The organism is Acidimicrobiia bacterium (assembly GCA_035651955.1).
GTDB lineage: Bacteria > Actinomycetota > Acidimicrobiia > IMCC26256 > JAMXLJ01 > JAMXLJ01.
Map to the genome: position 1 here is coordinate 56,079 of DASRES010000038.1, position 14,039 is coordinate 70,117.

The window sequence follows — 14,039 nt, forward strand, 5'->3', positions numbered from 1 at the left end:
CCCCCTTCCCGCGGGGCTCAGGGCCTCGCCGGAAGGCCCACGACCGGCAACAGGGTGCGGGGACGCTCAGTAGTGAGCCCGAGAAGAGGCCCTCGTGTCAAGCGGGGCGCGGGCCGCCCGCGACGCGCTGACCTGCGTGGTCGCGCATCCCTGCAGGTCATGCCGTCCGAGAATTTCTCGGGGTCGCGCGCACGCGCCGCCGGAGTCCGCGCGCGCAGCGCGCGGCACACCGCTCGGCTCAGCTGCCCGGCTCAGCTGCTCGGCGCGGTGCGTCGCCGCTCGGCCGCTCGTTCGGACTCGAGCCGCTCGAGGTCGTACGCGCCGTGGTCGACGAACTGCATGGCTTCCGCGATCACCCGGTGACCGGCCTCCTCCGCGATCAGCCGGTGCATCTCCTGTGCGACCCGCCGGTACGCGGGGTGACCCTGCGGTGAGCTGCGCAGCTCGAGGAGATGGAACGCCTCGCGCGCGTTCATCTGCATCACGAACCGGATCCGGTACGCGAGTGACACCGCGTACGGCGCGTGCTCGGGGAAGTGCGGTGCGAGCGCGTCGTACAGCGTCGCGCTGCGTTGCATCGCGTCGTCGAAGTGATCGACGACGCCGGCTTCGTGCACCGCGTCCGGCACCTCGTACCCGTGCTGTGGTGTGAGCGGCTGCCACTCGATCGTCAGCATGCGGTGTCGTTGCAGGTCGCGGAACGCGCCGTAGTCCGACAGCACGTCGAAGCGGTACGACGTCCGCTCGAACGCGCGTCCCGGCTTGTGCCTGCGGTTCGTCCGCTCCCCCACCGCCGCGCGCATGATCGCGAGCTTGTCCTCCGCGCCGAGCCTCCGGACGCGTGCGAGCACCTGGTCCTCGGGGAGGTTCGTGTACGGGTAGCAGATCGCGGCGAGCACCTTGTCCTCGCCGTCGGGATCGAAGTCCGTGAGGGTCACCGCCGGGCGCGGCTCCGGCGGCTCGGCGCCGAAGATCCGGTACGCGACGTCGGCCGCGTCGACCCGCACGTCCTCGAGGTACCGGCTCCACGCCACGCCGCGTTCGGGGCGGTCGACGCGGCTCAGGAACGACGGGATCACCTTGCGCAGCTCGTGCAGCATCATGTCCGCGTAGCTGCGGGCCTCGGGGAGCGGGTGCGCGCGCATCCGGAGGAGCAGTGCCTCGAACGCCTGGCCCGTGCCGTAGATGCCGACGTTGGAGAGCGTCGCCGCGGGGAGGATCCCGCGGATCGCGTCGCAGGCCTTCGCCTTGATCGTCTGCTTGTAGACGAAGTCGGAGTCGCCGGGTTCCTTCGGGTAGCGGTCGCGCGCCCACTCGAGCATGACGGGCAACAGCGAGCGGTACGTGTCGAAGAAGCCGTCCATGTCGGCGACGTAGCGCGCGCCGACTGCGGAGCTGGTGATGGCCGGGTCGCGCCAGTAGCGGTAGCGGCCGCCGAGCCGGACGTCGTAGGGGATGTAGCGCGTCGACTGCTCGAGGTACGCCATGAGCCGGCCCCACTCGAGCACCTTCGTCAGGAGGTTCGACGCCTGCTCGCACGCGAGGTGCACGCCGCCGAGCTGCGCGACCGAGTCGTCGCCGTACTCGACGAAGACGCGCTCGTACAGCTCCTCGGCGCGGCGGAGCCCGATCGTGGCGTCGACGGTCAGATCACCGGTGAGGTCCAGGTTGCCGACGAACTCGTCGAGGAACAGGCGGCGGAGGCTCTTCGAGCTCCGGGAGTACCTCGCGAAGAGTGCGCCCTTGACCACCTCCGGGAGGTTGACCAGCGCGAACACCGGACCCCGGAGGTTCGAGAAGTACGGCCGGAGGATCGCCGCCTCGTCCTCGCTGAACTCCTCGTCGACGTACAGCATGGACTGCCGAGCGTACCGGGAGGGGTTGCCCGCGATGGCGGATGATCGCGCCTCGCCTACAGGAGGAGCCTCAGGCTCGCTGGTCTCACCTCGACCGTGAGCGTGAGCGTTCGTCCTGACCGGTGGCCGTCGATCTCCACCGGGAGCGCACGTCCCGCGGTGACCACGACCCGCTTCCCGGTGACCTGCGTGATCCGCGGATGCGGGACGTGCGTGCCGGTCGCGAGCCGGCGGCGCATGCCGGCACGCTCCCCGGGCGTGAGCGCGTACACCTGTACCTCGAAGCGCCCGTCGCCCGGATGCCCGCGCGGAACGGCATCGAGGCCTCCGAGGAACTGGCCGTTCGCGACGACGACGGCCGTCGCGCGGCCCGTGAAGCGGTCACGACCGTCGACCTCGACACGGACGCTCGCCGCTCGCGACCACGCGCGCACGCGATCCGGCCGGGTGCCGAGCACGACTGCGTTGACGGCATCGCGCGCGCCGTCGACGCGCAGGACGTCGAGCGCGACTTCGATGCCGGCGTCTGAAGACCCCGTCAACCCCAACGCGCGCGCGATCTCCGACGCTTCGGACGGCACCAAACGCACGAGCGCGCCCGGCGCGTCGCGCAGCGTCGCGGCGAGGGTGGCGTCGTCGCCGTGCACGGTGACGTCCGGCGACGCGTCGGTGCGCGCGCCCCACGGCTCGCCCTTCCGGATCACGTGCTCACGCGACGACGCTCGACGCCGCGACGACGCCGCGGAAGCACGCGTCGGCCGCCGACGCCGCGGCCGCGCGCACGTGCGGGTCGGCCGCGACCTCCGACACCTGTCGCAGGAGGTCGATGCACTGCTTCACCTGGCGCACGAAGTCCCCGCCCGTCAGCTCGTCGTCGAGGACGTCGGCCAGCTCCTCGCCGGCGACCCATCCGTGCACGACGGGCGCGAACCCCGGATCGGGTGGCCGGGTCTCGGGAAGGCCCGCGTCGTCCTCGTCGCCCGCGAGGTCGCGTGCGAGGCGCTCGAGCTCGCGCCACCGGCGCGACAGGCGGGACGTCGGCCAGCGCGGCAACGCGGTCCGGCCCGCCTCGGGCCCGCGTCGTTCGTAGGTGAAGCACGACGCGAGCGCGGCCGTCTCGGGGCCGTCGAGATCGTCGAACAAGCCGTTCTCGAGCGCCTCGGCGACGAGGAGGTCGGCCTCCGTGTAGAGACGCGCGAGCTGGCGTCCGGCGTCCGTCAACGACCAGCCCTCGACGTAGCCGCGTGCCTCGAGCACGCGCAGCACGCGGTCGAACTGGCGCGCCAGCGTGTCGCTGCGGCCGCGGATCCTCCGCTCGAGACGTTCGATGTCGCGCTGCAGCCGGTCGACGCCCGCGAGCGCTCGCGTACGGCCGACGGCACCGCGGTCGCGCGCACGGTCGCTGCGCCCGTCGTCGTCGCGCGGTCGTGGCTGTGGCGCGCGCAACCGGACGCGCCGCAGCGCGTCCGCCGCCTCGCGACGGAACCCCGGGCTCTTCGGCGCGTACGGGCGCGGCAGCTCGATGCTCGCGAGCGCTACGGGTGGCTCGTGGAAGTCGCGCGGTCGCAGTTGCACCAGGTCGCGGCTCGCGGTCAGCGCGAGGACCTGGTCGCCACGGGCGCGCGCGTGCCGGAGGACGACGACGCGCCCGCCGCGCTTGCCGACCAGGAGCACGTCGCCGGGACGAAGGCGCCCGAGCCGCTCCGCGATGCGGCTGCGTCCGTCGTCGCGACGCTCGAGGTCGGCACGCTCGCTCGCGCGCCGGTACGCGTCGACGTCGCCGGCGTCGATCCCCCCGGTCGCGAGCTGGCGCGCGAGGAGCTCCCGGTCACGCTCGAGGCGCCGCTCGAGCGTCACGGTGTCGCGGTCGGTGCGGTACTGCGCGAACGACAGGTTCAGGAGGTGGTGCGCGACGTCGCGCGGGTACCGGTGCACGAGGTTGACCGCCATGTTGTACGTCGGTCGGAACGACGAGGTGAGCGCGTACGTCCGGCGCGACGCGAGCCCCGCGACCTGGTCGAAGGGCACGAACGGGCTCCAGAAGACGATCGCGTAGCCGGCGTCGTCGATGCCGCGCCGCCCGGCGCGCCCGGTCAGCTGCGTGTACTCGCCCGGCGTCAGGAACTCGTGGTGCTCCCCCGTGAACTTCGAGAGCTTCTCGATCACGACCGACCGCGCCGGCATGTTGATCCCGAGCGCGAGCGTCTCGGTCGCGAACACGACCTTCACGAGACCGGCGGCGAACGCCTCTTCGACCGCCTCCTTCATCGGCGGGACCATCCCCGCGTGGTGCGCGGCGACGCCCGACTCCAGCGCCGCCGCCCACCGCTCGTACCCGAGAAGGTCCAGATCGTCGTCGGCGAGCCCGTCGGTGTGGCGCTCGGCGATGCGCCGGATCTCGGCGCGCTCGTGTGACTCCGTCAACCGGACGCCGGCCGCGACGCACTGGTCCACCGCGGCGTCGCAGCCTGCCCGGCTGAACACGAAGAAGATCGCGGGCAGCATCTGCTCGCTCGCGAGCCGCTCGACGGTCTCGACGCGTCCGGGCGTCCGCAAGCGGAGCCGCGCTCGACCGCGTGGTCCCGCGCCGCGATGCCCGCGGGCGTCGAGTCGCGCTGCCTCGGGGTTCGGGCGCTCCTCGTCGTCGATGCGGACGAACGTCGGCAACAGGTGCAGCGCGTCGCTGCCACGCTCCCCCACCAGATAGAGGTTCGTGAGCTCGACGGGCCGGCGCTCCTCGATGACGGCGCGCGTCTCGCCGCGCACGGTGCGCAGCCAGTCCGCGAACTCCTCGGCGTTCGACACCGTCGCGGACAGGCACACGAGGTCGACCTCTGCTGGCAGGTGGATGATCACCTCCTCCCACACCGCGCCGCGGAAGCGGTCCTGGAGGTAGTGGACCTCGTCGAGGATCACGTAGCGCAACGAGTCGAGCGCGCTCGACGCGCCGTAGATCATGTTGCGCAGCACCTCGGTCGTCATGACGACGACCGGCGCGTCGCCGTTGAGCGAGTTGTCTCCCGTCAACAGGCCGACGCGCTCGGCGCCGTGCACGCGCGCGAGATCGTGGAACTTCTGGTTCGACAGCGCCTTGAGGGGCGTCGTGTAGAACGCCTTCGCCCCCTCCGCGAGCGCGCGTGCGATCGCGTACTCAGCGACGAGCGTCTTGCCCGAGCCCGTCGGCGCCGCGACGAGCACGGACTCGCCCGCGTCGAGCGCGTCGAGCGCGTGCTGCTGGAACGCGTCGAGCCCGAACCGCAGCCCCGACTCGAAGCTGTCGCGGAGGCGACCCGCGCGCGCCGGCGGGCCGGCGACGGTCACGGCGCGGCGCCGGCCTTCGTCGTCGGCGTGGTCGCGCGCGGCGCTGTCGTCGCCGTCGTCGCCGGGGCCGTCGTCGCGGGGACCGTCGTGGTGCTCGCCGGGTTCGACGTCTGCACGGTCACCGGGCTGTTGCCGGACGATCCGGTCGGCCACAGATACACGATGCCCGCCGTCGCCCCGACGATCACCACCGCGGCCGCGACGGCCTTGGCGATCTCGGCCTTCGGCCGCGGCGGCCGCCACGCGTCACGGGGATGCGCCCGCTTGCTCACGTCTCGGACTCTCCCACCTGCTCGCTCACCGTTTGAGGATCCTCCCGATGACGATGCACGCCTCGTAGAACACGTACATCGGGACGGCCATGAAGAACAGAGAGTACGGGTCCTGGCTCGGAGTGATCACCGCGGCGAAGATCACGATGATGAGGATCGCGGGACGCCGCCAGCGGCGGAGCTGCTCGGTGCGCAGCACGTGCGCGATGAGCAGGAACATCAGCACGACGGGGAACTCGAACGAGATCCCGAACGCGACGATCATCAGGCCGACGAGCGAGAGGTACTTGTCCGCCGTGAGCTGCGGCTGCAGCTGCGACCCGCCGATCCCGAGCAGGAACGACAGCGCCTTCGTCAGCGTCAGCAGCGCGACCCAACCGCCCAGCGCGAACAGCAGGATCGACGACAGCAGGAACGGGACGGCGTAGCGCTTCTCGTTGGGGTTCAGCCCCGGCGTGACGAACCGCCACAGCTGCCAGAGCCAGATCGGGACCGCCAGCACGATCCCGCCGTACGTCGCGATCTTGAGGCGGATGAGGAAGGCGTCGAGCGGCCCGAGGAAGATCAGGGCATTGCGCTTCCCGTGCGTCGCGTGCTCGTAGTAGTGGACGAAGAAGCGGATGATCGACGCCGAGAAGATGTAACAGACGATCGCGGCGCACAGGACGGCGATCAGCGAGATGAAGATCCGGCGCCGGAGCTCCGAGAGGTGCTCGACGACCGTCATGTGCGCGCCGGGCGTGCGCGGCTTCCTCCTGCGGAACGGATTGCGCACGAGGTGAGCTCAGGACGCGGCCGGCGGGCGTGGCGCGCGGAAACGTGACGGCGCGGCGGCCGCGCGAGTCGTCGCGACCACTGCCGCCGGCTTCACGGCGGCTGCCGGAGCGGTGGGCACGCGGGGCACGGAGGCCATCCTCGTCCCGGCCGGGGTCCGGAACCGGGAGGGCATCGCGCTCGGCGGCGGGCCGGGGACGGGACGGGCGGGCGCGCTGCGGAGCGGCCGGGGACGGGGTGCCGGCACGGGCGACGCCGGCAGCTCGGTCGGGACGGGGTGGAACGGCGAGCCGTCGGCCTCGTCGTCGTCGTGGAGGTCGAGGAGGTCGGCGACGTCGCCCCGCAGGTTCTCCTGGAGCTTGCGGATCTCGCGCATGCCCCGGCCGACCTGACGTGCGACCTCGGGGATCTTGTTCGGCCCGAACACGAGGAGCGCGACGAGGAGGATGACGAGGATCTCCGGACCGCCGAGGTTCACGGCTCGATCTTCCCCTCAGCTCCCTCGGGCCGGGCCCTCCCGGCCGTCCGGCCAGGGCCCGGCTTCGTCCGCACGGTTCCTCTCAGCTCCCTCGGGCCGGGCCCTCCCGGCCGTCCGGCCAGGGCCCGGCTTCGTCCGCACGGGTCCTCTCAGCTCCGTCGGGCCGATTGCTCCGGCTCGTCCTCCCGGCGTCCGGGGCACGCGGCGCCGATGCCGCGCCGGCCGGTGATGCTACCGCCGGGTCGTGAGATCTCCGTGTGCGCGGGTGCGGTGCGCCGCGTGGGACAGCTCCTGGCGGAGGGCGCCGATCGCGGGGCTCAGTCGGGTGCGGGTGCGGTGCAACGCCTCGACGGCAGGGACGGCCTCGGCCCGGATGCGGCGCAGCGCGACGACCGCCGTGACGATCCCGACCGCCGCGAACCCGAGGGGCAGGAGCCAGATCGTCGCCACGTCCGCAGGCTAGGCGCCCGGCGGCCGTGGGGTCCGGCGTGTCAGCGCGGGAGCGTCTTGCGGACGACCTCGGTCAGCTGGTCGAACCAGTCGTCCGCACGCAGGAGCATGTGGAAGTCGAGGAGGTCGTCCGGCGTGAGCGCGGGGCCCTCGTGGATCTCGGTGAGCTCGGCCGGGCGGCGCCACACCTGGAGACGCACACCGGAGGATACGAGCAGGTCGACGATCCGGCGGCTCGCCTCCTTCGCCACGGCACGCTCGCACTCGGGGCAACGGAAGCAGTACGACCCGCTCTCGTCGTCCGAGCACACCCGGACGGTGAGGTCGGACGCCCGCAGCTGGACGTCTCCGCAGCTCGGGCAGTTGGCTCGAATCGTCGTCACCGCAGTTCCCCTTACTCCTGTCCGCTGAGTCCAGATCGGCAGGGCTTCCGGGGGTCTTAAGCATTCGGGGAACGTCTCACGCAGCGTGGCGCCCGGGGGTCGGGCGGGTCGCGGGAGCGCGCGGTGTGCGACCATGCGCCGCCATGACGATCGGCTTCGCGCACCGGGGCGCGCGCGCCTACGAGCGCGAGAACACGATCGACGCCTTCCGCGTCGCGCTCGAGCAGGGCGCGACCGGTCTGGAGTCCGACGCATGGCTGGCGGCCGACGGCGAGGTCGTGCTCGTCCACGACGACGTCGTGCGCGCCGGGCTGCGACGGCTGCACGTCGGGCGCACGTCTTCCGACGAGCTCGCCGCGCACCGCGTGCCGCGACTCCGTGACCTGTACGAGACGCTCGGCACGGGCTTCGAGCTCTCGCTCGACGTGAAGGAGCACCGCGCCGCGCTGCCGATCGTCGACGTCGCGCGAGCCGCGGGCGACGGCGCACCCGCCCGCCTCTGGCTGTGCTCCGGCAACGCGGCGCTGCTCGAGGAGCTGCGCCATGCGGACGACGACGTCCGCCTCGTCCACTCGACGCGCCGCAAGCGCATCGCCGTGCCCGTCGAGCGCCACGCCGCGGAGCTGAAGCGGTTGCGCGTCGACGCGATCAACCTGCACTACACCGAGTGGACCAAGGGTCTCGTCGCGCTCTTCCACCGCTTCGGCGTGCGTGCCTTCGCGTGGGACACGCAGGAGACGCGCCAGCTCCGCGCCGTGCTCGAGATGGGGATCGACGCGGTCTACTGCGACCGCCCGGATCGGATGATGGCCGCGATCATCCAGTGGTCGTCGTGACGCGCCGATCCGTAACCCAACGAGCGGCGGCGAGCGGAGCAGCCCGGAGGGTGCGCAGCGAGCTCGCAGGAGCGGCGAGCTTGCTTGGCGCTCTGACTCGGTCAGGCGCCGAGCGCGACCAGATCACAAGAACCCGAGGCGGCTCAGCGGCCAGATGCGGACGAACACGCGCCCGACGATCAGCTTGCGCGAGATCGGGCCGAACACGGTCGAGTCCTTCGAGGACGGGCGGTTGTCGCCCAGCACGTAGTACGAGTGCGCGGGGACGTTCACCGGGCCGAAGGTCTTCGACTCGGTACCCGCGGGCAGGTACGGCTCCTTCAGCAACCGCCCGTCGACGTAGATGTGCCCGCCCCGCCCCTCGACGGTGTCGCCGGGCAGGCCGATGACCCGCTTCACGAGGTCCTGGATGTCGGCGGACTCGACGCCGGGCGGCGCCTTGAAGACGACGATGTCGCCGCGGTGCACCGGGTGCAGGTGGTAGCTGAGCTTGTTGACGAGCACGCGGTCGCCGACCTCGAGCGTCGGGACCATCGACGGCGACGGGATGTAGAACGCCTGGAACAGGAACGTCTTGATGACGAGCGCGATCCCGAGCGCGCACGCGATCAGGACGACCCACTCGACGATCTGCCGGCGCAGGTCCTTGCGTCGCCGGCCGCGCCGCCGACCCTCGGGGCCACCGCCGTCGGCCGGCGCGGGAAGGACGTCGGTGTGCCCGTCCGAGGTGAGCGCCGGCCCGTCGGGCTCCGGCCCCGGTGACCCGACGGTCACGAGGTCGTCTCGCGCGCGCAAGGGCGCGGGGAGGAGAGGGGGCTCGGCATGGACCGCCATCCTCGCACGTCCGCGTTGCCCCGCCCGCGCACGTGCGCCTCGTCACAGGCCGTCGTAGCGCGCCAGCAGCCGCCGTGCCGCGCGCGCCCCGGCATCGCGTTCTTCGCGGGGAGCGATCACCTCGCCGGCGGGCCCGAGCGCGAGGAGGAGCCGGTCGAGGAAGGCCCGCTCGCTGACGGCCAGCGTGACCGTGCAGCCGCCGCCGGGCTCGTCGACCACCTTCTCGGTCGGGTACGTCTCCGGCACCCAGCGCGCGGACGGCGCGAGCCGGAGCGTCACGCGCAGGTCGTCGGGCCGGGGGTGGTAGACGAGCTCCTCGACCCGCTCGGAGTCGGGTCGTGGCTCGAACCGCTGACCGGTCGGGCGGACGGCGCGGACGCGATCCGCGCGGAACAGCCGCTCCCCCGCCGCGCGATGGCAGTACGCCGCGACGTACCAGGCGCCGAATGCGTGGAAGACGCGCGTCGGGTCAATCGTGCGCGTCGTCATCTCGTCGCGGGCGTAGGAGTAGTAGTCGATCTCGACCTGCTCGCCGCCGCGAACGGCGTCGCGCAGCTCGTCGAGATGGCGCGCGCCGCCGACGTCGACGGCGACGTTCGCGCCCGCGCCGAGCGCGCCCGCCAGCTTGTCGAGCGCGCGTGCGAGGGGGCCGTTCGGGTCCGATCCGGGTACGGCGAGCAGCGCACGACCGGCGGTCAGCAACGCGACGCCCTCGGACGGCGTGAGGCGCAGCGAACGCTCGAAGTACTCGGCGAGACGGATCGTCACGCGGTCGCCGCGCACGTCGACGTCGATCAGGCGGTCCGCGGTGTACGGAGGCAGACCGCAGAACTGGAGCAGTGACAGCTCGCGTTCGAGCGCGGCTCGTGTCATGCCGAAGCGCGACGCGAGGTCGTCGAGATGCTCGCCCGGGTGGGCGAGGATCCACGGCACGAGCGCGAGGACGCGCCGCAGGCGATCGGTCGCGACGGCCTTCGGGCTCACGACGCCTTCCCGTTCGCGAGGGCGCGCAGCCACTCGACCATGTCGGCGCGTAGCGCGTCCGGGGCGAGGACCTCGGCGTGGTCGAGCAGCCCGAGCACCCAGGACCGGAACGCGTCGCGGTTCACGACCTCGAGCCCCACGACGACGCTGCCGTCGTCGCGCCGCTCCTCCACTGCCTCGTCGCCGAGCTGCTCGACGACCCATGCCGCGCGCGTCGGGTCGACGAGCACCCGCGCGTGCTCCGGACGGTCGTCGCCGAAGCGCATCGGGTCGTCGCGAAGGAGCTGCGCGGGATCGAAGCCGGCCGGGACGTCGAAGTCGCCCGGCGAACCGACCGCCACGTCGCCGTCGATGCGGTCGACGCGGAACGCGCGTGGCGCGTCGCGTCCGCGGTCGTGGCCGACGACGTACCAGTGGCCCCACCGCAACACGACGCCGTACGGCGCGAGGTCACGCTCCTCGCCCCGGTAGCGGAACCGCACGGGCGCGCGGCGTGCGGCCGCGTCGAACAGGTCGCCGAGCACGGGGCTCGCGGGCAGCTCGGCGACCGCCGCCGACGCCTCACCGGTCAGCCCGCCGAGCTTCAGCAACGCGTCGCGCGCGTCCTCGCCCTCGAGCCGTACCGCGGTGACCGCGACGTGGAGCGCGGCGCGCTCCTCGTCGGTGAGGTCGAGCTCCGGCAGGTAGTAGCGCTCGGGCCGGATGCGGTAGCCGACCTCGGCCTGTCCGAACGGGTCGAGGCTCTCGACGCTGATGTCGATCCCCAGGTCCCGCAGCGTCTCCTTGTCGCGCTCGAACTGGCGACGGCGCGTCGTGCGGTCGTCGGGGTAGGCCGGTGAGACGCGCTCGGCGATCTCGTCGAGCGTCAGCGGTCGCCGCGTGTCGAGCAGCGTCGCGGTCAGGTTCAGCAACCGCTCGAGCCGGTCGCTCACGGAAGATCCCGGACCCAGCGCGCGGCGAGCGCGCCGGCGGCGGCCGCGCACTCGAACATGACGGGGTCGGCGGCGACCGGGCGCCCCATCGACACGACGTCGAGCCCGCCCGGTCCGAGCCGATCGAGCACACCCGGCGGCGGCTCGACCGCGACGACGTCGTGACGCGCGTCGATCCCGGCGCTCGCGAGGTCCTGCTCGACGCGGGCCTGCGCGTCACCACCGACCGCGGGGACGGCGACCGTCACGCGGTCCCGGCACGCCAGGCGCAGCGTCGTGAGCGTGTGGTGGGACACGCCCTGGTGGCGCGGGCGCGCGTCGGCGAACGAGACGCGGAGGCACGCGATCGGACGCCCGCCGAGCGCGGACGCGGCGTCGAGGATCGGCCCGACCTCGATGCCCGAGAAGCCGAGCCTCGTCCCCGTCCCGACGATCCCCGGGCCCATCGCGACGACTGCGGCGTCGGCGTGCGCGAGATGGCGCGCGACCGCGAGCGCGGAGAACGTCGACACCGCCTCGTAGTCGCCGCCGAACGCGTGCCCGCTCGTGATCGTCCTGTCGACGAGATGCTCGTCGCGCATCGCGGCCACGAGGTCGGAGAGCGCGAGCGGGAGCGCGGCGCCGTCGGTCATCACGTACGCGAGCCGTGCCTCGGGCGCGATCGCCTTGAACCCGGCCGCGACCGCGGGCACCTGGCTGTGCAGCGGCGCGGCGACGACGGGCATCGCGTGGATGTCGTCGACCTCGACGAGCTCGACCGCGTGCTCCTCCGCGCTGCCGACGTCGGTCTGGAGGCTCGTGTAGCGCGCCTTGATGATGTGGCCCGGGCCCCGCTGGCTCCATCCGTCGCGCTCGAGGTTCCAGTGCACGACGTGCCACCCGCCGGTGCCGAGCCCGAGCTCGACGGCGGTCGTGTTCACGACGACCCGGTCGCCGACGACGACGTCACCGGTCAGCTGGGTGAGCACGTACGCGCGCTCGGGTCCGCTGCCCAGGTCGACGTCGACGCGCTGCAGGCCGGCGCGCTCCTGCAGGATGGCGACGACCTTCCCCGTCCGGAACGACGGCATCGCTACAGCGAAGCTATGAGCCGCTCTACCCGTTCGTCTCTCGCCTTGAACGGGTCCTTGCAGAGCACCGTCCGTTGCGCCTGGTCGTTGAGCTTCAGGTGCACCCAGTCGACGGTGTAGTCGCGCTTGCGTTCCTTCGCCCGGCGGATGAACGCGCCGCGCAGACGCGCGCGCGTCGTCTGCGGCGGCGTCTCGACCGCGGCCTCGATGTCGTCGTCCTTCGCGGTGCGCTCGACGCGGTCGTTGCGCTCGAGCAGGTAGTAGAGGGACCGGGCGCGGGTGACGTCGTGGTAGCTCAGGTCGATCAGCGCGACGCGCGGATGCGTGAGCGGCATGTCGTGCTTGATCCGGTACGCCTCGAGAAGGTGGTACTTGATCACCCAGTCCACCTCGGTGCGCAACGCCAGCGGGTCGCGCTCGAGGTGGCTCATCACGTGCTCCCACATCGTGAGCGCCTGCTGCTCGAGCGGCGCGAGCCCGCGACGCTTCGCGAAGCGCAGCGCCCGTGTCAGGTACTCGCTCTGGATCTCGACGGCCGACAGCTCACGGCCGTTCGCGAGCCGGACCTTCCGGCGGCACGTGATGTCGTGGCTGATCTCGCGGATCGCTCGGATCGGGTTCTCGAGGCTGAGGTCCCGCCACGGGCCGGAGTCCTCCTCGAGCATTCGGAGCAGGATCGACGTGGCCCCGACCTTCAGGAACGTCGTGTACTCGCTCATGTTCGAGTCGCCGACGATCACGTGGAGACGGCGGAACCGCTCGGCGTCCGCGTGCGGCTCGTCGCGCGTGTTGATGATCGGCCGGGACCGCGTCGTCGCGGAGCTGACGCCTTCCCAGATGTGCTCGGCCCGCTGCGACACGCAGTACATCGCGCCGCGGGCAGTCTGCAGCACCTTGCCCGCGCCCGCGTAGACCTGGCGCGTCACGAGGAACGGGATCAGCACGTCGGTGAACTTGGAGAAGTCGCCGTCCCGCTCGACGAGGTAGTTCTCGTGACACCCGTACGAGTTGCCCGCGGAGTCGGTGTTGTTCTTGAAGAGGAACACCTCGCCCCGGATGCCCTCCTCGCGCAGACGCTGCTCCGCGCTCTGCACGAGACCCTCCAGGATCCGCTCCCCCGCCTTGTCGTGCACGACGAGGTCCGCGATCGAGTCGCACTCCGGGGTCGCGTACTCGGGATGGCTGCCGACGTCGAGGTAGAGGCGCGCGCCGTTCTCGAGGAAGACGTTGCTGGAGCGGCCCCACGACACGACCCGGCGGAAGAGGTAACGGGCCACCTCGTCGGGGCTGAGCCGGCGCTGCCCGCGCAGCGTGCACGTGACGCCGTACTCGTTCTCGAGCCCGAAGATCCGCCGGTCCATCCCGCCCCACGGTACCGGGCGAGGCAACTGCAGCCGGCTCTAACATCGGCTTCATGCCGGCGATGGAGCGTCTGACGTCGGTGAACGGGGCCTTCCCGGCGCGGGTGCTCGCCGCGCGCCTGCACTCCGAGGGGCTCGACCCCGAGCTGCGGGGCGCGATCGACTCGCCCTACCTGCTCACTGTCGGTGAGATGGCCCGCGTCGACGTCTACGTCCCTGCCGACCAGTTGGAGGACGCGCGCTACGTCATGCTCGTCGACGAGGTGGACGCCGCGTGCGAGGGCGACACGCTCCTGCGCGAGCGCCGGGCACCGGCGTGGCTGCTGCGGGTCGTGCTCGCGATGGTGATCCTCGGCACGGTGGCGCCGATCCTGCGGCTCCTCACCCGTTGGTGACCGTCGACCATCCGTTGCCCGCCCGCCGGTGCCCGGTGTGCGGGGTCGACGAAGAGCGGTTGAGTGTCGACGACGCGCTCGACACGATCCGGA

General features: G+C 72.2%; 15 protein-coding genes. 2 read left to right on the forward strand and 13 right to left on the reverse strand.

The annotated features are described in order from the left end of the window. Nucleotides 1-251: 251 nt before the first annotated feature. The 8 genes from VFC33_08680 to VFC33_08715 form a co-directional block, all read right to left on the reverse strand. The gene (locus VFC33_08680) at nucleotides 252-1,856 is read right to left on the reverse strand and encodes an FAD-dependent thymidylate synthase (protein ID HZR13311.1); all 1,605 of its coding nucleotides are present in this window, start codon (nucleotides 1,854-1,856) and stop codon (nucleotides 252-254) included. Between the two features lie 56 nt (nucleotides 1,857-1,912). Next, on the reverse strand, nucleotides 1,913-2,560 hold the full coding sequence (locus VFC33_08685) for a hypothetical protein (GenBank protein ID HZR13312.1): 648 nt from the start codon (nucleotides 2,558-2,560) through the stop codon (nucleotides 1,913-1,915). 4 nt (nucleotides 2,561-2,564) lie between these two features. Beyond that, nucleotides 2,565-5,177 carry a DEAD/DEAH box helicase gene (locus VFC33_08690; GenBank protein HZR13313.1) on the reverse strand — a complete coding sequence of 871 codons (2,613 nt, stop codon included), beginning with the start codon at nucleotides 5,175-5,177 and terminating at the stop codon, nucleotides 2,565-2,567. Further along, complete coding sequence (locus VFC33_08695) at nucleotides 5,174-5,449, reverse strand: hypothetical protein (protein ID HZR13314.1); 276 nt, start codon at nucleotides 5,447-5,449, stop codon at nucleotides 5,174-5,176. Before VFC33_08695 ends, VFC33_08690 begins: the two co-directional genes overlap by 4 nt. A gap of 25 nt (nucleotides 5,450-5,474) precedes the next feature. Then, nucleotides 5,475-6,224, reverse strand: coding sequence for a twin-arginine translocase subunit TatC (gene tatC, locus VFC33_08700; GenBank protein HZR13315.1), 750 nt, complete (start codon nucleotides 6,222-6,224; stop codon nucleotides 5,475-5,477). A 9-nt stretch (nucleotides 6,225-6,233) separates the two neighbouring features. Continuing rightward, nucleotides 6,234-6,701: a twin-arginine translocase TatA/TatE family subunit gene (locus tag VFC33_08705; GenBank protein ID HZR13316.1), complete on the reverse strand. Its 468-nt coding sequence runs from the start codon at nucleotides 6,699-6,701 to the stop codon at nucleotides 6,234-6,236. A gap of 231 nt (nucleotides 6,702-6,932) precedes the next feature. Next, nucleotides 6,933-7,151 (reverse strand): hypothetical protein, encoded by a 219-nt coding sequence (locus tag VFC33_08710; GenBank protein ID HZR13317.1) that lies wholly within the window; start codon nucleotides 7,149-7,151, stop codon nucleotides 6,933-6,935. Nucleotides 7,152-7,192: 41 nt separating this feature from the next. After that, nucleotides 7,193-7,534, reverse strand: a complete 342-nt coding sequence (locus VFC33_08715; protein ID HZR13318.1) for a hypothetical protein — start codon at nucleotides 7,532-7,534, stop codon at nucleotides 7,193-7,195. Between the two features lie 143 nt (nucleotides 7,535-7,677). On the opposite strand from VFC33_08715, the gene VFC33_08720 reads away from it, so the two are divergent. Next, complete coding sequence (locus VFC33_08720; protein HZR13319.1) at nucleotides 7,678-8,370, forward strand: glycerophosphodiester phosphodiesterase; 693 nt, start codon at nucleotides 7,678-7,680, stop codon at nucleotides 8,368-8,370. Nucleotides 8,371-8,493: 123 nt separating this feature from the next. On the opposite strand, the gene lepB is transcribed toward VFC33_08720, so the two are convergent. From lepB to pafA, 5 genes are all read right to left on the reverse strand, one after another. Continuing rightward, nucleotides 8,494-9,144 carry a signal peptidase I gene (lepB, locus tag VFC33_08725; GenBank protein ID HZR13320.1) on the reverse strand — a complete coding sequence of 217 codons (651 nt, stop codon included), beginning with the start codon at nucleotides 9,142-9,144 and terminating at the stop codon, nucleotides 8,494-8,496. A 102-nt stretch (nucleotides 9,145-9,246) separates the two neighbouring features. After that, nucleotides 9,247-10,188: a WYL domain-containing protein gene (locus VFC33_08730; protein HZR13321.1), complete on the reverse strand. Its 942-nt coding sequence runs from the start codon at nucleotides 10,186-10,188 to the stop codon at nucleotides 9,247-9,249. Continuing rightward, a complete protein-coding gene (locus tag VFC33_08735) occupies nucleotides 10,185-11,120 on the reverse strand; it encodes a WYL domain-containing protein (protein HZR13322.1) in 936 nt (311 codons plus the stop codon). Before VFC33_08735 ends, VFC33_08730 begins: the two co-directional genes overlap by 4 nt. Next, nucleotides 11,117-12,190 (reverse strand): DUF3866 family protein, encoded by a 1,074-nt coding sequence (locus VFC33_08740; protein HZR13323.1) that lies wholly within the window; start codon nucleotides 12,188-12,190, stop codon nucleotides 11,117-11,119. The genes VFC33_08735 and VFC33_08740 overlap by 4 nt, the downstream gene beginning before the upstream one ends. A 2-nt stretch (nucleotides 12,191-12,192) precedes the next feature. Beyond that, on the reverse strand, nucleotides 12,193-13,551 hold the full coding sequence (gene pafA / locus VFC33_08745) for a Pup--protein ligase (GenBank protein HZR13324.1): 1,359 nt from the start codon (nucleotides 13,549-13,551) through the stop codon (nucleotides 12,193-12,195). A 53-nt stretch (nucleotides 13,552-13,604) separates the two neighbouring features. On the opposite strand from pafA, the gene VFC33_08750 reads away from it, so the two are divergent. Beyond that, entirely contained in the window at nucleotides 13,605-13,946 is a 342-nt protein-coding gene (locus tag VFC33_08750; GenBank protein HZR13325.1) for a hypothetical protein, read from the forward strand. The last annotated feature ends 93 nt before the right edge of the window (nucleotides 13,947-14,039 follow it).

Excerpts from the sequence above, each read along its gene's own strand:
- VFC33_08680 (HZR13311.1), bottom strand. The coding sequence starts at position 1,856 with ATGCTGTACGTCGACGAGGAGTTCAGCGAGGACGAGGCGGCGATCCTC.
- pafA (HZR13324.1), bottom strand. The coding sequence starts at position 13,551 with ATGGACCGGCGGATCTTCGGGCTCGAGAACGAGTACGGCGTCACGTGC.
- VFC33_08720 (HZR13319.1), top strand. The coding sequence starts at position 7,678 with ATGACGATCGGCTTCGCGCACCGGGGCGCGCGCGCCTACGAGCGCGAG.
- VFC33_08750 (HZR13325.1), top strand. The coding sequence starts at position 13,605 with ATGCCGGCGATGGAGCGTCTGACGTCGGTGAACGGGGCCTTCCCGGCG.
- VFC33_08740 (HZR13323.1), bottom strand. The coding sequence starts at position 12,190 with ATGCCGTCGTTCCGGACGGGGAAGGTCGTCGCCATCCTGCAGGAGCGC.